Here is a 16,640-nt window from a genome sequence, read left to right on the forward strand (position 1 = left end):
GGGCTGCGCGGCGGACACGCCAACGTCACCGCTGAATGCCACGCCATTTTTGCAGAACTTGACGCACACAACTTCTGGTGCGCCTTGGCGCGACCTGCCCGAGCGCTATGGCCCGCACCACCTGCTACAGCCGCTTCGTGCGATGGCGGAAGGCAGGCGTGTGGGGCCGACTGATGGAGAGTATCACGGCTGCGCACGACGGCGAGAACTCAATGCGGCTTTGGCTCCGCGCTATGAGTCTACGGCCTAGATTTCTACGAATGTCGTTGCCCAAAACCGCTGCGCTCTCTCGGGTCGAACGCCCGGGGCAGCCCTTTGGGCGACATGCATTACCGATCTTCGAATCCGGTCAGCACGCCGACGGCGTTGATGCCGATTTCCTCGACGGCATAACCGCCTTCCATGACGAACAGCGTCGGCAGGCCGAGCCTGGCGATGCGACGGCCAATCTTGGGATAGTCGGCGCTTTTCAGCTTGAACTTGCTGATCGGGTCCTTCTCGAACGTGTCGACGCCGAGCGAGACGACAACGACATCGGGAGCGTAAGCCGCAAGTTTCGCGCAGGCGTCTTCCAGCGAAGCATTCCAGGCATCCCATGCGGTGCCGAACGGCAGGGGATAGTTGACATTGAAGCCTTCGCCAGGCCCGGAGCCGCGCTCGTCGGCATGGCCAAGGAAGAACGGATATTCGGTCATCGGGTCGCCATGCAGGTTCAGCACCTGCACGTCGCCGCGGCTGTAGAATATCTCCTGCGTGCCGTTGCCGTGATGGTAGTCGACATCGAGGATCGAGACGCGCCTGGCGCCCTGGTCGCGGAACCATTGCGCGGCAACCGCGGCGTTGTTGATGTAGCAATAGCCGCCCATGAAGGCAGCACCGGCATGATGGCCGGGCGGGCGGCAGAGCGCGAAGGCTGATATCTCGCCGCCCTTGACCAGAGCGGCTGCGGTCAGCGCCACATCATAGGACGACTTGATCGCCTCCCAGGTGCCTTTGACGAAGCCGGCGCCGCCATCGAAGGAGTAAAAGCCAAGCAGCGCATCGATGGTTTGGGGGCGCACATTGCCGCGCAGGCCGCGCGTCGGCCAGGTGAAGGGGAGGGCCGACCCGGTCCGGCCGGATGCTTCCCAGAGCGGCCATACCGTCGGCAGGAAATCAATGAAGTCACTCGTGTGAACCTTCCTGGCGGCGGTAAGGTCGTGCGTGTCGGGCGGCAGGATCGGGCCGAGCTTTTCGCTCTCCACCCTCGCCTTGATGAACTCGGCGCGCGAGGGCTTCTCGAAGGCCGGCACGATGGCGCCCGAAATGAGCTCGAAATTGCCGGCATGACCGGCGTGAAGAGGGGAGAAGACAGTCTTCATTTTGGCGGCCGGCTCGCTCTTCGGGTTGCGTATCCGTCAATGACGGATTGCTTTGTGGCAGAGAGTTTCAGCCCCGCCAAGAGGCTTTCCCGGATCGTTGTTGCGAGTGGTAGCGGCGGCTTGCCAGACGCCAAGACTCTGTTAGCCTAAGCTCAAACGGGAGAAAATTATGCCGCCATCGGCCGATCTGATCGTCGAGAATGCCAGCATATTGACGATGGATCCCGATACTCCCCGCGCCGAAGCCATAGCCATCAAGGGCGGCGAAATCATTGCCATCGCAGATCGCGCGACCGTGCTGGAGCACAAGGGACCCGGCACGCGCGTCATCGACGCCGGCCGCGGCTCGGTCGTTCCCGGCTTCATCGAAGCGCATATGCATCTTTTCGCCGGCGCGGCCGAACTCGATCACCTCCAACTGATGGGCGTCCACGGTTTCGAGGCGCTTTGCGACACTGTGCGCAACTATGCCGCAAAGCGGCCGGACCTATCCATCCTGCAGGCGCAAGGCGCCGACTATACCATCCTGTCGGCGACGGAGCGGGTCAGCCGCCATCACCTCGACCGCATCCTGCCGGACCGGCCCTTCGTCATGGCGGCGCCCGACCACCACACAATGTGGGCGAACACCAAGGCGCTGGAATTGGCCGGCCTGCTGAGAGGCAAGCGGCTTGGTCCCGGCAACGAGATCGTCATGGGCGACGACGGGTTGGCCGGTGGCGAATTGCGCGAGGGCGAGGCTTTTGGGCCGCTGATCGCGCTGGCCGGCGAGGAGCGTGTGCGGCTCGGCCTGGCCACCGGAGGCGAGCCGGACCCGAAGCCGACGCCGGCGGAGCAGGCCTCCGACCGGGCGATCATGCGCCGCGGGCTGGAATGGTGCGCAAGGCACGGCATCACCTCGATCCAGAACATGGACGGCAATCTGCACCAGCTCGAACTCCTGTCCGAGATCGAGGCCGAGGGCGGCTTGCTGTGCCGTGTGCAGGTGCCGTTCCACTACAAGAATTTCATGACGCTCGACATGCTCGACAAAGCCTCTGATATGGCTGAGCGCTACAATGGCGAATGGCTTTCGTCGGGCATGGTCAAGGTGTTCTACGACGGGGTGCTCGATTCATGGACGGCGGTGATGGTCGAGCCCTATGCGGACCGTCCGGATTGGGTTGGCGAGCCGCTGTTCACGCCGCAGCAATTCATCGACCTTGCCGTGGCCGTCGACAGGCGCGGGCTGCAGATGGCGGTGCACTCGATCGGCGACGGCGCCGTGCGCGCCGTGCTCGACGGCTATGAGGCGGCGCAAAAGGCGAATGGCAGGCGCGACAGCCGGCACCGGGTCGAGCATATCGAGGTGGTCACCGCCGCCGACATACCGCGCTTCGCAAAGCTTGGCGCCATTGCCTCGATGCAGCCGCCGCATCCGCCGGGCAGCATGGGCTTGCCGCTGGAACCAACGGTGTCGCGCATCGGCCCCGCCCGCTGGCCGCTGAGCTATGCCTGGCGGACGCTGAAGAATGCCGGCGCGCGCGTCGTCTTCGCCTCCGACTGGCCGGTGTCGCCGATCGATCCGATCCTGGGCATTCAGGCGGCAGTGCTGCGCAAACCATGGGCAGACGGCGATCCCGACCAGAGTTTCTCGCTGCATGAATCGCTCGGCGGGTACACGGTGGAAGGCGCCTATGCCGAGTTCATGGAGCATCGCAAGGGTCGCCTGAAGACAGGCTTTATGGCCGATCTCGTGGTGCTCTCAGCCGACATCGAGGCGACCGCGCCGGAAGCGCTGCATATGGTGCGGCCGGTGACGACGATCTGCGGCGGCAAGATCACCTACCAGGCCTGACGGTGCACGAGAATTGCGTTCTGAATCGACATTCAGATGTATGATCGACATTCAGATGTGTGCTTGCCAAGCCATGCGCCGTGTGCTGACAATCGAGTGGGAACTGGATCCGCCAGAAGAGCGGACACGAGAATGGGGTAATCGTGCCGGAACAACCGGGTAGAAGTGCAATTGAAGTTCGTGGCGTCCGCAAGGTCTTCGGTACCGGGGAGTCACAGGTCGCCGCCCTCGACACGGTTTCGGTGTCGATCCGCGAAAATGAGTTTTTTACGCTGCTTGGCCCGTCCGGCTGCGGGAAGACGACGCTTTTGCGGCTGATCGCCGGCTTCGATTTCCCCAGCGCCGGCGAGATCCTGCTGCATGGCCAGGACATCGCGCCGCTGCCGCCGTTCAAGCGCCCGGTCAATACCGTGTTCCAGAATTATGCGCTGTTCCCGCATATGACGGTGGCCGAGAACATCGGCTTCGGCCTCGAAATGCTCGGCAAGCCCAAGGCCGAAGTGAAGGCGCGGGTCGCCGAGATGCTGAAGCTGGTCAAGATGGAGGCGCTCAGCAACCGCCGCACCAGCCAGATTTCCGGCGGCCAGCAGCAGCGCGTGGCGCTGGCGCGCGCTCTGGCGCCGCAGCCGAAAGTGCTGCTGCTCGATGAGCCGCTGTCGGCGCTCGACTTCAAGCTGCGCAAGGAGATGCAGATCGAGCTGAAGCGGCTGCAGCACGAGACCGGCATCACCTTCATCTTCGTCACCCACGACCAGGAAGAAGCGCTGACCATGTCGGACCGTATCGCTGTGATGTCGTCGGGCAAGATCCTGCAGGTCGGCACGCCCTGGGATATCTATGACAAGCCGGCGGAGCGCTTCGTCGCCGACTTTATCGGCGAAACCAATTTCCTGACCGCGGCCATATCAGGCATGGGCAACGGCAAGGCACGGGCAACGCTCAAATCCGGCGTGACGATCGACGCGACCGTGGCTGAAGGCTTCCAGCCGAAGGACAATGCCACCGTGGTGATCAGGCCCGAACATGCCAAGCTGACCAGCGGCAAGGGCGACCTGTCCGGCACGGTCGAAAACATCGTCTATTTCGGCACGGACACGCATATCCATGTTCGCCTGGACAGCAGCGAGAGCTTCACCGTGCGCCAGCAGAACACGCGCAGCGCCGGCTGCGGTTTCGAGCGGGGAGACAAGGTCGGCATTTCGATCGGCAACGACGCCGCACAAGTGCTGAGGGACTGATGGCGAGCGCGGAACAAGTCGCGGAGGAAGCCGAGCGCCGAGAGATCCGCGATCGCTGGCTGCTGTCGGCGCCGGCACTGATCATCATCTTTCTCGCCGCGACCGGCCCGCTGCTGATCGTCGTGATTTACTCCTTCCTGACGCCGGGGCCCTATGGCGACGTGGTGTGGAAATTCTCCACCGACGGCTGGCTGTCGGTGCTGATGCAGCGTGACATCTTCGACGATACGCTGGCCTTCGCCAACGCGCATTTGTCAATCTTCTGGCGCTCGGCCAAGCTGTCGTTTTTGACGACGATCTTGACGCTGCTGTTTGGCTTCCCGACCGCCTATTTCATCGCCACCCGGCCGGCGCGCCAGCGCGACGTCTGGCTGTTCCTGATCACCATCCCGTTCTGGACCAATCTCTTGATCCGCACCTTCGCCATCCAGGAGGTGATCCGCAATGAGGGCCTCGTCAACACGGTGCTGATCAAGCTCGGCATCATCAGCCAGCCGATCCAGATGATGTTCACCGATTTCGCGCTGATGGTCGGCATGACCTATGTCTATCTGCCGCTGATGGTGCTGCCGCTCTATGCCAGCATGGAAAAGATCGACTTCCGGCTGGTCGAGGCGGGTTACGACCTCTATGCCAACCGCTTCCAGGTGCTGAGGCGGGTCATCATCCCGCTGGTCAAGCCCGGCATCATCGCCGGCTCGATCCTGGTCTTCATCCCGGCGCTGGGCGCCTATGTCACCCCGCGCGTGCTCGGCGGGTCGAAGAATATGATGCTCGGCAATTTGATCGAGCTGCAGTTCGGGCAAGGCCGTAACTGGCCGCTCGGCTCGGCGGTGTCGCTGTCGCTGATGGCGATCGTGATGGTCGCGATGCTGTTGTATGTCCGCTCCGCCGGGCGCCGGGGTGGCGCGCATGGCTAGCCGCTTCGACATCCGCCGGCAGACCGGCTTCACGACCATCGCAATGATCTGCTTCTTCGCGCTGTACCTGCCGATCGTCACGCTTGTCGTCTATGCCTTCAACGCCGGCAATTCGATCGCGATCTGGGAAGGCGTGTCGCTGCGCTGGTTCTACCAGGCCTGGAACAACAACCAGGTCGTCGATGCCGCCATCCGGTCGCTGCAAATCGCTTTGGTCGCCGCGACTGTTGCCACCATCGTCGCCACCATGGCTGCACTCGCTACGACCCGGACGAAGCCATATCCCGGCCTCGGCTTCAAATACGCCTTCATCAACCAGCCGCTGATGGTGCCGGAAATCGTCACTGCGGTGGCGCTGCTGATCTTCTTCTCGCGCATCAAGATCTGGACCGGCTATTCGGGGCTGGGTTACCTGATGGCGGCGCATACCGCCTTTTGCATTCCCTTTGCCTATCTGCCGATCCGGGCGCGGCTCGAGAGCATGGATCTGTCGTTGGAAACCGCGGCGGCCGACCTCTACGCGACACCCTGGAAGGCTTTTCGGCGCGTCACCTTTCCGCTGCTCTGGCCAGGCATCCTTGCCGGGCTGATGCTGGCCTTCGTCATCTCGCTGGACGACGTCGTCATCACCGAGTTCGTCAAGTCCGGCGGCCAGGACACGTTGCCGACCTACATGCTCGGCCAGTTCCGGCGCTTTATCACGCCGGAAATCAACGCAATTTCGACGGTGTTCCTGCTGATCTCGATCTTGATCGTCACCGTCTTCTTTTTCATCAGCAGGAAAAAGGATCACGAGTGACAGGAGAGAAACGATGAAGTGGAAACTGACTGCGACGGCGCTCAGCGCCGCGCTGTTCGCCTCGGCGGGTCTCGCCCGCGCCGACGGCGAACTCAACATCTACAATTGGGGCAACTACACCAGCCCCGAGCTCGTCAAGAAATTCGAGGAGACATACAAGGTCAAGGTGACCGTCACCGACTACGATTCCAACGACACCGCGCTGGCCAAGATCAGGCAGGGCGGCAGCGGCTTCGATGTCGTGGTGCCCTCGGCGAGCTTCGTGCCGATCTGGATCCAGGAAGGGCTGCTCCTGGAGACAGAGCCGAACAAGATGGAGAACTTCAAGAACATGGATCCGAAATGGGTTGATGTTCCCTTCGATCCGGGCCGCAAATACACCGTGCCGTGGCAGTGGGGCACGACTGGCGTCACGGTCAACACCGCAGTCTACAAGGGCGATCCCAACACCTCGGCCATCTTCTTGGATCCGCCGCCGGAACTGGTCGGCAAGATCAACGTTGTTCCCGAAATGGCCGACGTCATGCATCTCGCCATCAGATATGTCGGCGGCGAGCCGTGCACCGGCGACAAGGAGGTGCTGAAGAAGGTGCGCGATGCGCTGGTGGCGGCCAAGCCGAAATGGATCTCCATGGACTACGGCACGGTCGAGAAGTTCGCCAAGGGCGACTTCGCCGCCAGCGTCGACTGGAACGGCGCGTCGTTTCGCTCCCGCCTGCAGAACAAGAATATCGTCTATGGCTATCCGAAGGAGGGCTATCCGATCTTTATGGACAATCTCGCGGTGCTGAAGGACGCCAAGAACGTCGAAAACGCCAAGCTGTTCCAGAACTTCGTCATGGATCCCGAGAACGCCGCGATGATCTCGTCTTTCGCGCGCTACGCCAACGGCATCAAGGGATCGGAAGCCTTCATGCCTGAGGACATGAAAACGGCGCCGGAGGTCAACATCCCCGCCGAGTTCGCCGACAAGGGCACGTTCATGCTGACCTGCGCGCCCGACGTGCAGGCACTCTACACCAGGATCTGGACCGAACTGCAGAAGTGATCGCATCGTTGACGGACCCGGCGGCGCGCGCCGCCGGGTCCGTTTTCATATTGCCGGGACGCATCTCATGATTTCCTATCGTAACAGTGAACCGGTGCCGCCGATCATGCAGGGCTCACCGCCCAAAATGGTGCCGCCGAACCTCGACTGGGACAGGGGACCATGGAACCGCTGGGCGTTCCAGCACATCCGCGAAATTCTGCCGACCGTCGAAGTCTGGCGCGGCAATGGCCATCGTCGCCGGTTCGAGCGAGCCGAAGTCGATCTCGATGCGCTGCCGGTGAGCGACAGCACGGGCGCACCGACGACGCTGGCCGGGCTGCTGGACGAAACCTATACGGACGGGTTTCTCGTGCTCAAGGACGGCAAGATCGCCTATGAGCGCTATTGCAACGGCATGACCGAGCGCACGCTGCATTTGTCGCAGTCGATGGCGAAATCGGTCACGGGCTCGGTGTTCGGCATACTGGTCGGGCGCGGCCTGATCGATCCCGCCATGCCGGTGACGACCTATCTGCCGGAGCTGGAAACTACCGGCTGGGCCGGCGCCAGCGTGCAGCATGTGCTCGACATGACGACAGGCGTGCGTTTTTCCGAGGAATACACCGACCGCTATTCCGACATCGGCCAGGTCGATGTCGCCAGCGGCTGGAAACCGGTGCCGCCGGGCAGCGACCCGGCCTTCGAGTGGCCGTCGCATATGTTCGAATTGATCCTGCGGCTCAAGGAGACAAGCCGGCCGCATGGTGCTGCCTTCGAATACCGTTCGATCGAGACCGACGTGCTCGCCTTCATCATGGAACGGGTAACCGGCAAGCGGCTGGCGCAGCTGGTTTCGGAAGAACTCTGGCAAAAGCTCGGCGCGGATGAAAGCGCCTGCTTCACCGTCGACAGCGCCGGCTACGCCATCGCCGATGGCGGCTTCAACGCCACCCTGCGCGACTATGGCCGTTTCGGCCAGCTGATCCTTGACAATGGCGGCGGTGTGGTGCCGGCCGACTGGATCGAAGCGACGCGCACCGGCAGGCATGGACCGGACTTCAATCCCAGCCTGCCGGAAGGCAGCTACCGCAACCAGTTCTGGATCGAGGACCCGCGCTCACGGGCGCTGATGTGCCGGGGCGTGTTCGGGCAGCTGATCCATATCGACTGGAACACGAGAATGGTTGTGGTGAAGCTTTCGAGCTACCCGGATTTCACCGACATCGCCTATTCGGTGGCGACGATGAAAGCCGTCCACGCGATCGCTGCCGCGCTGGCCTAAGAGACCGTTTGGAAACTCTACTCTGGCGGCCATCTGATGGCGTTTTCTGCGCTTCCGGTGCTCACGGACCCAAATGTCCGCTGCGCGCCGGTTCTCGAAACCACCACCATATGACTCGCCAGAGCGAATTTCGAAACAGTCTCTAACTTCCTAAAAAAATCGAGAGGAAACACCATGACCGGCAAGACCGCGTTCGAGACCAGACATGGCTTTGCCCGCAACCAGGTGCTGCTCGGCAACTGGCGCGAAAGCCCGTTCAGCCGGTGGTCGTTCCAGAATGTCGGCGAATTGGTGCCGAACGCACGCGTGGCAGCGGTGCCGGGCAGTGGCGAAATACCGGTTCAGGATTTCGGTGGGCTGCTTGACGAAAAGATCGCGCTGGCCGGCGGGCCGGAGACCGTTGCGGCCTTTCTCACGCGTTCCGATACCGACGCACTGACGATCATGAAAGCCGGCAAGATCGTTGGCGACTGGTTTGCACCGCATATGGAGTTCGGCGCCCGCCACATCATCTTCTCGATCAGCAAGTCGCTGACCGCGATTCTGGCCGGCATATTGGAAGGCGAGGGAGTTTTTAATCCGCAGGCGCCGGTGACCCGCTATCTGCCGGAAGCTGCCGGCTCGGCCTATGGCGATGCCAGCGTGCGGCATGTGCTCGACATGACTGTCAGCCTCGACTTCGAAGAAGCCTATCTCGATCCGGAAAGCGCCTTTGCCCGCTATCGCCGCGCGACGCTGTGGAATCCCGGCGGCGGCACGGAAAGCCTGGCCGACTTCATCCTGACACTGCAGCGCCTTGGCGAGCCGCATGGCCGGACATTCCGCTACCGCTCGCCCAATTCCGACCTGCTCGGCATCCTGCTCGAACGCGCGTCCGGCCAGCGCTTCGCCGAACTGATGCACGAGAAATTGTGGCTGCCGCTTGGTGCAATGAGCGAAGCCTCGGTGACAGTCGATATGGCCGGCACTGCGCGCACGGCCGGCGGCATTTCGCTGACGCCGCGCGATCTGGCGCGGGTCGGCGAGATGATGCGGCAGGGCGGCATGGCCAATGGCCAGCTCATCGTGCCGGAAGCCTGGGTGCGCGACACTGTCAGCACAGGCGGAGATGCTGAGGCCTGGCAGCGTGGCACGATGGCGTTCCTCTTTCCACAAGGCCGCTACCGCAACAAATGGTACCAGACGGGCGCGACCAGCGGCGCCTTCTGCGGCATCGGCATCCACGGCCAGTGGCTCTATGTCAATCCGACGGCCGAGGTCGTCATCGCCAAGATGTCGTCGCAGCCGGAGCCGGTCGACGAGCCGCTCGATCTCGACATGATTGCTTTCTTCGAGGCACTGACCCGGATGGTCTGAGCCGATCCAGGCTGACCGCGATGGCAGCTTTCCTGTGGAGCTATTGGGCGGTTGAAGACGCCGCGGTTGGCGGAGCGACGCTCTGAGCTTATGGTCGCCGCTCTTTTCGACAGGACAGCAGGAACGACATGGCATCCGAGCGCATCGCAGCAATCATCGCAGCCGAGATCACTGCCCGGCCCGAACAGGCCGCGGCGGCGATCGGGCTGCTGGACGAAGGCGCGACGGTGCCGTTCGTGGCGCGCTACCGCAAGGAGGTCACTGGCGGTCTGGACGACACGCAGCTGCGCCTGCTTGCCGAGCGGCTCGCCTATCTGCGTGAGCTCGATGCGCGCCGCGACACAATCCTCGGTTCGATCCGCGAGCAGGGCAAGCTGACCGAGGAGCTCGAAACCAAGATCGCAGCGGCTGCCACCAAGGCGGAACTCGAAGACATCTATCTGCCCTACAAGCCGAAGCGCCGGACCAAGGCGGAAATCGCGCGAGAGCGCGGCTTGGGACCGCTGGCCGAGGCCATCCTTGCCGACCGCGCGGCGGTGCCCGGCGAACTGGCGCTGGCCTATGTCGGCGAAGAGGTGGCCGATACCAAAGCGGCGCTTGAGGGCGCGCGCGACATCCTGTCCGAACAGTTCGCCGAAAATGCCGACCTAGTCGGCAGACTGCGGACCTACATGAAGGAACGGGCCTTCATGCGGTCACGCGTCGTCGACGGCAAGCAGGAGGCCGGCGCGAAATTCTCCGACTATTTCGACCATGTCGAACGCTGGTCCAACGTGCCGAGCCATCGCGCGCTGGCGATGCTGCGCGGACGCAACGAAGAGGTGCTGTCGCTCGACATCGAAGTCGATGCCGACGATGCGTCACCGGTGAAGCCTATCGAACGGATGATTGCCGACGCCTACGCCATCGGCCGCCAGCTGCCCGGCGACCGCTGGCTGATGGAGGTGGCGGGCTGGACCTGGCGCATAAAGCTGTCGCTGCACCTGACGCTCGATTTGATGCGCGATCTGCGCGAGCGGGCCGAGGAGGAAGCGATCCATGTCTTCGCCCGCAATCTGAAGGATTTGCTGCTCGCCGCACCGGCCGGCTCGCGCGCCACAATGGGGCTGGATCCCGGCATCCGCACCGGGGTCAAGGTGGCGGTGGTGGACGGCACCGGCAAGCTGCTGGAGACGACGACGGTCTATCCGTTTCCGCCACGGAACGATGTGCGCGGCACGCAAGCCGAACTGGCAAAGCTCATCCGCCTCCACAAGGTCGAGCTGATTTCCATCGGCAACGGTACGGGCAGCCGTGAGACGGAAAGGCTGGTGGCCGACATGCTGGCCGACATGCCTGCCGAGTCCGGGCCGAAGCCGCTCAAGGTGATCGTCAGCGAGGCGGGCGCCTCGGTCTATTCCGCCTCGGCAACGGCGGCGGCGGAATTCCCCGGCCTCGACGTGTCGCTGCGCGGCGCGGTGTCGATCGCGCGACGGCTGCAGGATCCACTCGCCGAACTGGTCAAGATCGAGCCAAAGTCGATCGGCGTCGGCCAGTATCAGCACGATGTCGACCAGTACCGGCTCGGCCGCTCGCTGGAAGCAGTGGTCGAGGACGCGGTCAATGCCGTGGGTGTCGACCTAAACACCGCCTCAGCGCCGCTTCTGGCGCGGGTTTCGGGTCTCGGCGCCTCGCTGGCCGAGGCGATCATTGCGCACCGTGACGCGGCGGGCCCCTTCGCCAGCCGCCGTGACCTGTTGAAGGTGGCGAGGCTCGGACCCCGCGCGTTCGAGCAATGCGCCGGCTTCCTGCGCATTGCCAACGGCACCGAACCGCTCGATGCCTCGGCCGTGCATCCGGAAGCCTATGGCGTGGCGAAAAAGATCGTCGCTGCCTGCGGGCGCGACCTCCGCTCGCTGATGGGCGACAGTGCCGCTCTCAAGGCGCTCGATCCGCGTGTCTTCGTCGACGAGCGGTTCGGCCTGCCGACGGTGCGAGACATACTGGCGGAACTGGAAAAGCCCGGCCGCGACCCGCGCCCCGGCTTCAAGACCGCGACCTTCGCCGACGGCGTCGAAGACATCAAGGATTTGAAACCGGGGATGCTGCTGGAAGGCACCGTCACCAATGTCGCCGCGTTCGGCGCCTTCGTCGATATCGGCGTGCACCAGGACGGACTTGTGCACGTGTCGCAACTGGCCGACCGTTTCGTCAAGGACGCGCATGAGGTGGTGAAAGCCGGCGACGTGGTCAAGGTGCGCGTCGTCGACGTCGACATCAAGCGCAAGCGCATCGGCCTTTCGATGCGCAAGGATGGTGACGGCGGTACACCGAAGCCGCGCGACAACGGCAACAGACCGGTGCCGCGCACGCCGGCGCCGCTGCGCCAGCCGGAGCGGCCGGCGCAACAGGGCGCATTCGGCGCCGCATTGGCCGATGCGTTGAAGCGTAAGTAGCTATTTCTCCGGCGGCACATGACCCAGCAGCCAGTCGCGAAAACTGGCGACCGGCGGATGGCCGCGCTTGTCGTGCGGCACGACGAGATAATAGGCGCTGCGGCTTTGCATCGGCCGGCCTGGTGCCGGCACCAACTGGCCGCGCTGCAATTCGCCTGATATGAGCACCTGCGGCAGCAGCGCCACGCCGAGCCCGGCCATGCAGGCCTGGGCGGCGGTGCCGAATTGCTCGAACTGCATGCCCGGTCCGGTCGGTGCGCTCAAACCCTGATGCTCGAACCACTCGGTCCATGCGCCGGGCCGCGTCGCCATATGCAACAGCGGCAGGCGGCCGATATCGGCAGGTGTGGCAAGATCCCGGCCGGCCAGAAATTCGGGCGAGACCACTGGCACCACCCTCTCGCGCATCAGCAGCGTCGAGTCGGCATCCGGCCAGTCGGGCAGGCCGAAATGGATGGCGGCATCGAGCCGTTCGCGGGCGAAGTCGAAGCGGCCGATGCGAGTGACGAAATTGATGGTGATGTCGGGGTTGTTTTCAACGAAATCCGGGATGAGCGGCATCAGCCAGCGCGTGCCGAAGGTCGGCAGGATGGCCAGGTTCAAGATGCCACTATGCCGATTGCTCATCAATCCCAGCGCTGCATCGCGCAGCTGGCCAAGGGCGGCGCGCACCGCTTCGGCATAAATCTCACCTGCCACGGACAGTCTGACATTGCGGCTGTTGCGATCGAACAGCCGGCGGCCGAACTGGTCCTCCAGAAGCTTGATCTGCCGGCTAACGGCGCCCTGGGTGAGATCAAGCTCCTGCGCGGCGGCGGTGAAGCTGCCCAACCGGGCCACCGCCTCGAAGGCGGCAAGGGCGCTGATACCAGGCAAAAGGCGGCGCTGCACGTTCATGATCAATTACTAACGCTCATTAATCGCCGAAGCAATTTCGTTTGATTTTTTCGAGCTGGAAGCCGATAAGCCGGCATTCAGATTTGCATGCCGTTATCCAAGACCGCCGAACACCCTCGGGTCAGGCCCGAGGGCAAGCTTTGGGCGACGTGCAAGAGTTTGGGAGACCGAGGCCATGGCCGCTGACAAGAATGCATTCGTCTGGGATGATCCTTTCCTGATCGAGAACCAGCTTTCGGAAGACGAACGGATGGTGCGCGACGGCGCAGCGGCATTCGCCGCCGACAAGCTCGCCCCCAGAATCGAGGAAGCCTATCTCGAGGAAAAGACCGATGCCGGGATCTTTCGCGAGATGGGCGAGGCGGGTCTGCTCGGCATTACCATCCCGGAAGAATATGGCGGGCTCGGCGCCAACTACGTCACCTATGGGCTGGTGGCGCGCGAGGTCGAGCGCATCGACTCTGGCTATCGCTCGATGATGAGCGTGCAGTCGTCGCTGGTGATGTATCCGATCCATGCCTATGGCTCGGAGGCGCAGCGCAAAAAATACCTGCCGAGGCTGGCGTCAGGCGAATGGATCGGCTGCTTCGGCCTGACCGAGCCGGATGCCGGGTCCGACCCCGGCGGCATGAAGACGCGGGCGGAGAAGACGGCGAACGGCTACAAGCTCTCCGGCTCGAAAATGTGGATTTCCAACGCGCCGATCGCCGACGTGTTTGTCGTCTGGGCGAAATCGGCCGCGCATGACAACGAGATTCGCGGATTCGTCCTGGAAAAAGGCATGAAGGGGCTGTCGGCGCCGAAGATCGGCGGCAAGCTGTCGCTGCGAGCCTCGATCACCGGCGAAGTGGTGATGGAAGGCGTCGAGGTCGGCGAAGATGCGTTGCTGCCCAATGTCTCGGGCTTGAAGGGGCCGTTCGGCTGCCTCAACCGGGCGCGTTACGGTATCTCATGGGGCGCGATGGGCGCGGCCGAAGATTGCTGGCACCGGGCACGCCAATATGGCCTCGACCGCAAGCAGTTCGGCAAGCCGCTGGCCGGCACGCAGCTGTTCCAGAAGAAGCTCGCCGACATGCAGACCGAGATCGCGCTTGGGTTGCAGGGCAGCTTGCGGGTCGGGCGGCTGATGGATGAAGGCAAAATGGCGCCGGAGATGATCTCGATCGTCAAGCGCAACAATTGCGGCAAGGCGCTCGACATTGCCCGCCAGGCCCGTGACATGCATGGCGGCAACGGCATCCAGATCGGCTACCATGTCATGCGCCACGCGCAGAACCTGGAGACAGTCAACACCTATGAGGGCACGCATGACGTGCATGCGCTGATCCTCGGGCGGGCGCAGACGGGATTGCAGGCGTTTTTCTAAGCGACCCCTAGGCCGGCAACGCTGCTTAAATTAGGTGCAACGCAACATCTCTGCTTGGAGAATGGCCAGCATTTGTGTCAGGGTTCGGCGAATTCGTTTGAAACGCCGACTTTCGAGGCCCCATGGCAATTCTGGCAGCTGTCTACCACCTGACCCATTACAAATATGACCGGCCGGTTGTTCTCGGCCCTCAGGTCATCAGGCTGCAGCCGGCGCCGCATTCCCGCACCAAGGTGCTCAGCCATTCGTTGAAGGTCGGGCCGGCGAACCACTTCGTCAATCTGCAGCAGGATCCCTACGGCAATTTCCTGGCGCGCTTCGTGTTTCCGGAACCGGTGACGGAACTGAAGATCGAGGTCGACCTCGTCGCCGACATGACGGTCTATAATCCGTTCGATTTCTTCGTCGAGCCGTCGGCCGAGACCTTTCCGTTTGAATACCCGGAAGAGATCAGCGACGATCTCGCCATCTACCGGACGCCGGAACCGGCTGGACCGCTGCTGTCGGCGTTCCTGCAAACCATCGATCGCAGTCCTACCAACACCGTCAATTTCGTCGTCGACCTGAATGCGCGCCTGCAGCGCGAAATCGCCTACATCGTGCGCATGGAAACCGGCGTCTTCTCGCCGGAGGAAACGCTGGCCGCCAAGAAAGGCTCGTGCCGCGATACGAGCTGGCTGCTGGTGCAGATTCTGAGGCACCTCGGCATCGCCGCGCGCTTTGTTTCCGGCTACCTGATCCAGCTGAAGCCCGACCTCGTCGCGCTTGACGGACCGCCCGGCACGGCGATCGACTTCACCGATCTCCATGCCTGGTGCGAGGTCTACCTGCCGGGCGCCGGCTGGATCGGCTTCGACCCGACCTCCGGATTGCTCACCGGCGAAAGCCATGTGCCGCTGGCGGCCACGCCGCATTTCCGCAACGCCGCGCCCATTTCCGGCATGGCCAGCTTCGCCAATGTCGAGTTCGGCTTCGACATGCGGGTCGACCGCATCGCCGAGCATCCACGCATCACCAAGCCGTTCTCCGACGAAAGCTGGCAGGCGCTCGATGCGCTGGGCAACCAGGTTGACGCCGCGCTCGATGCAGGGGACGTGCGGCTGACCATGGGCGGTGAGCCGACCTTCGTGTCGATCGACGATTTCGAGGCGGAGGAGTGGAACACCGCCGCCGTCGGCCCGACAAAACGCGAAAAGGCCGATGCGCTGATCCGCCGGCTGCGTGAGCGTTTTGCGCCCGGCGGCTTCCTGCACTACGGGCAGGGCAAGTGGTATCCGGGCGAAAGCCTGCCGCGCTGGACGTTCTCGCTGTACTGGCGCGCCGACGGCGAGCCGGTGTGGAGCGACCCGTCGCTGATCGCGCGGGAGAGCGACGCAGATGAAGCAGGCCAAGCAGATGTCGGGCCGAAGCAGGCTGAAGGCCTGCTGACGGCAATTGCCGATGAACTCGGCATCGACAGGACCATGGTCAGCGAAGCCTATGAGGACCCGGCCGAGTGGCTGCTCAAGGAAGGCAAGTTGCCGGAGAATGTCGATCCGTCCAATTCGAAGCTGGACGACCCCGAGGAGCGCAGCCGCATGGCGCGGGTGTTCGAACGCGGCCTGACCAAGCCGTCGGGCTACGTGCTGCCTGTGCAGCGCTGGAACAGCCAGGCGTCGGGACCGCGCTGGCGTTCGGAGAAATGGAAAACGCGGCGCGGCAGGCTGTTTCTGGTGCCGGGCGATTCACCGGTCGGCTACCGCCTGCCGCTGGGCACGCTTCCCTATGTGCCGCCGGCGCAGTTCCCCTACATCGTGCCGGTCGATCCTTCCCTGCCGCGCGGGCCATTGCCGGCGCGCGAGGCTATTTTGCCTGAAGCCGCTCCCTTCTCGGAGGCTGCACCGGCCGAACTTGAAGGCGCCGACGAAATGGCCCGCCGCCAGCAGGCGGCCTCCTTCACCGCCGCGACCGGCCAGCAGGACCGTGTCGAACAGGAGATCACCGAGATCGGTGGCGGGGGGGGCCCCCCCCGGGGGGGGGGGCCCCCCGCCCGCCCGCGGTGGGGGTTGGTTGCGCCACACGAGGCGGGGGGGGACAAAAACGCACAGGTGGCGGCGGGCCGGCACCCCCCCCAAACAAA

The 16,640-nt window shown here is 63.6% G+C and carries 12 protein-coding genes and 1 pseudogene; 11 read left to right on the forward strand and 2 right to left on the reverse strand.

What is annotated here, in order from left to right; all coding sequences use genetic code 11:
* Nucleotides 1-73: 73 nt before the first annotated feature.
* Nucleotides 74-206: pseudogene (locus tag AC0L3L_RS34845) on the forward strand (transposase); the annotation flags it as partial.
* Nucleotides 207-329: 123 nt separating this feature from the next.
* Here the strand turns inward: AC0L3L_RS34845 and AC0L3L_RS34850 are convergent.
* Nucleotides 330-1,361, reverse strand: coding sequence for a histone deacetylase family protein (locus AC0L3L_RS34850; protein ID WP_473641801.1), 1,032 nt, complete (start codon nt 1,359-1,361; stop codon nt 330-332).
* A gap of 169 nt (nt 1,362-1,530) precedes the next feature.
* Between AC0L3L_RS34850 and AC0L3L_RS34855 the strand changes: the two genes are divergently transcribed.
* The 8 genes from AC0L3L_RS34855 (at nt 1,531) to AC0L3L_RS34890 (ending at nt 12,258) form a co-directional block, all read left to right on the forward strand.
* Entirely contained in the window at nt 1,531-3,198 is a 1,668-nt protein-coding gene (locus tag AC0L3L_RS34855) for an amidohydrolase (protein WP_473641803.1), read from the forward strand.
* A gap of 143 nt (nt 3,199-3,341) precedes the next feature.
* Nucleotides 3,342-4,436, forward strand: coding sequence for an ABC transporter ATP-binding protein (locus tag AC0L3L_RS34860; protein ID WP_473641805.1), 1,095 nt, complete (start codon nt 3,342-3,344; stop codon nt 4,434-4,436).
* Nucleotides 4,436-5,356 (forward strand): ABC transporter permease, encoded by a 921-nt coding sequence (locus AC0L3L_RS34865; protein WP_473641807.1) that lies wholly within the window; start codon nt 4,436-4,438, stop codon nt 5,354-5,356. Before AC0L3L_RS34860 ends, AC0L3L_RS34865 begins: the two co-directional genes overlap by 1 nt.
* Nucleotides 5,349-6,155, forward strand: coding sequence for an ABC transporter permease (locus AC0L3L_RS34870; RefSeq protein WP_128173736.1), 807 nt, complete (start codon nt 5,349-5,351; stop codon nt 6,153-6,155). The genes AC0L3L_RS34865 and AC0L3L_RS34870 overlap by 8 nt, the downstream gene beginning before the upstream one ends.
* Before the next feature lie 13 nt (nt 6,156-6,168).
* On the forward strand, nt 6,169-7,203 hold the full coding sequence (locus AC0L3L_RS34875; RefSeq protein ID WP_473641809.1) for an ABC transporter substrate-binding protein: 1,035 nt from the start codon (nt 6,169-6,171) through the stop codon (nt 7,201-7,203).
* Between the two features lie 67 nt (nt 7,204-7,270).
* A complete protein-coding gene (locus tag AC0L3L_RS34880; protein ID WP_473641811.1) occupies nt 7,271-8,467 on the forward strand; it encodes a serine hydrolase domain-containing protein in 1,197 nt (398 codons plus the stop codon).
* 174 nt (nt 8,468-8,641) lie between these two features.
* A complete protein-coding gene (locus AC0L3L_RS34885) occupies nt 8,642-9,823 on the forward strand; it encodes a serine hydrolase domain-containing protein (protein WP_473641812.1) in 1,182 nt (393 codons plus the stop codon).
* 128 nt (nt 9,824-9,951) lie between these two features.
* Nucleotides 9,952-12,258, forward strand: coding sequence for a Tex family protein (locus tag AC0L3L_RS34890; protein ID WP_473641814.1), 2,307 nt, complete (start codon nt 9,952-9,954; stop codon nt 12,256-12,258).
* On the opposite strand, the gene AC0L3L_RS34895 is transcribed toward AC0L3L_RS34890, so the two are convergent.
* Nucleotides 12,259-13,155 (reverse strand): LysR family transcriptional regulator, encoded by an 897-nt coding sequence (locus AC0L3L_RS34895; RefSeq protein WP_473527170.1) that lies wholly within the window; start codon nt 13,153-13,155, stop codon nt 12,259-12,261.
* 175 nt (nt 13,156-13,330) lie between these two features.
* Between AC0L3L_RS34895 and AC0L3L_RS34900 the strand changes: the two genes are divergently transcribed.
* The gene (locus AC0L3L_RS34900) at nt 13,331-14,521 is read left to right on the forward strand and encodes an acyl-CoA dehydrogenase (RefSeq protein ID WP_473486467.1); all 1,191 of its coding nucleotides are present in this window, start codon (nt 13,331-13,333) and stop codon (nt 14,519-14,521) included.
* A 122-nt stretch (nt 14,522-14,643) separates the two neighbouring features.
* Nucleotides 14,644-16,640: transglutaminase family protein (locus tag AC0L3L_RS34905; RefSeq protein WP_473641816.1), on the forward strand; the 1,997-nt coding region annotated here is incomplete at its 3' end.

The sequence above is a fragment of the Mesorhizobium sp. WSM4849 genome, assembly GCF_055811385.1.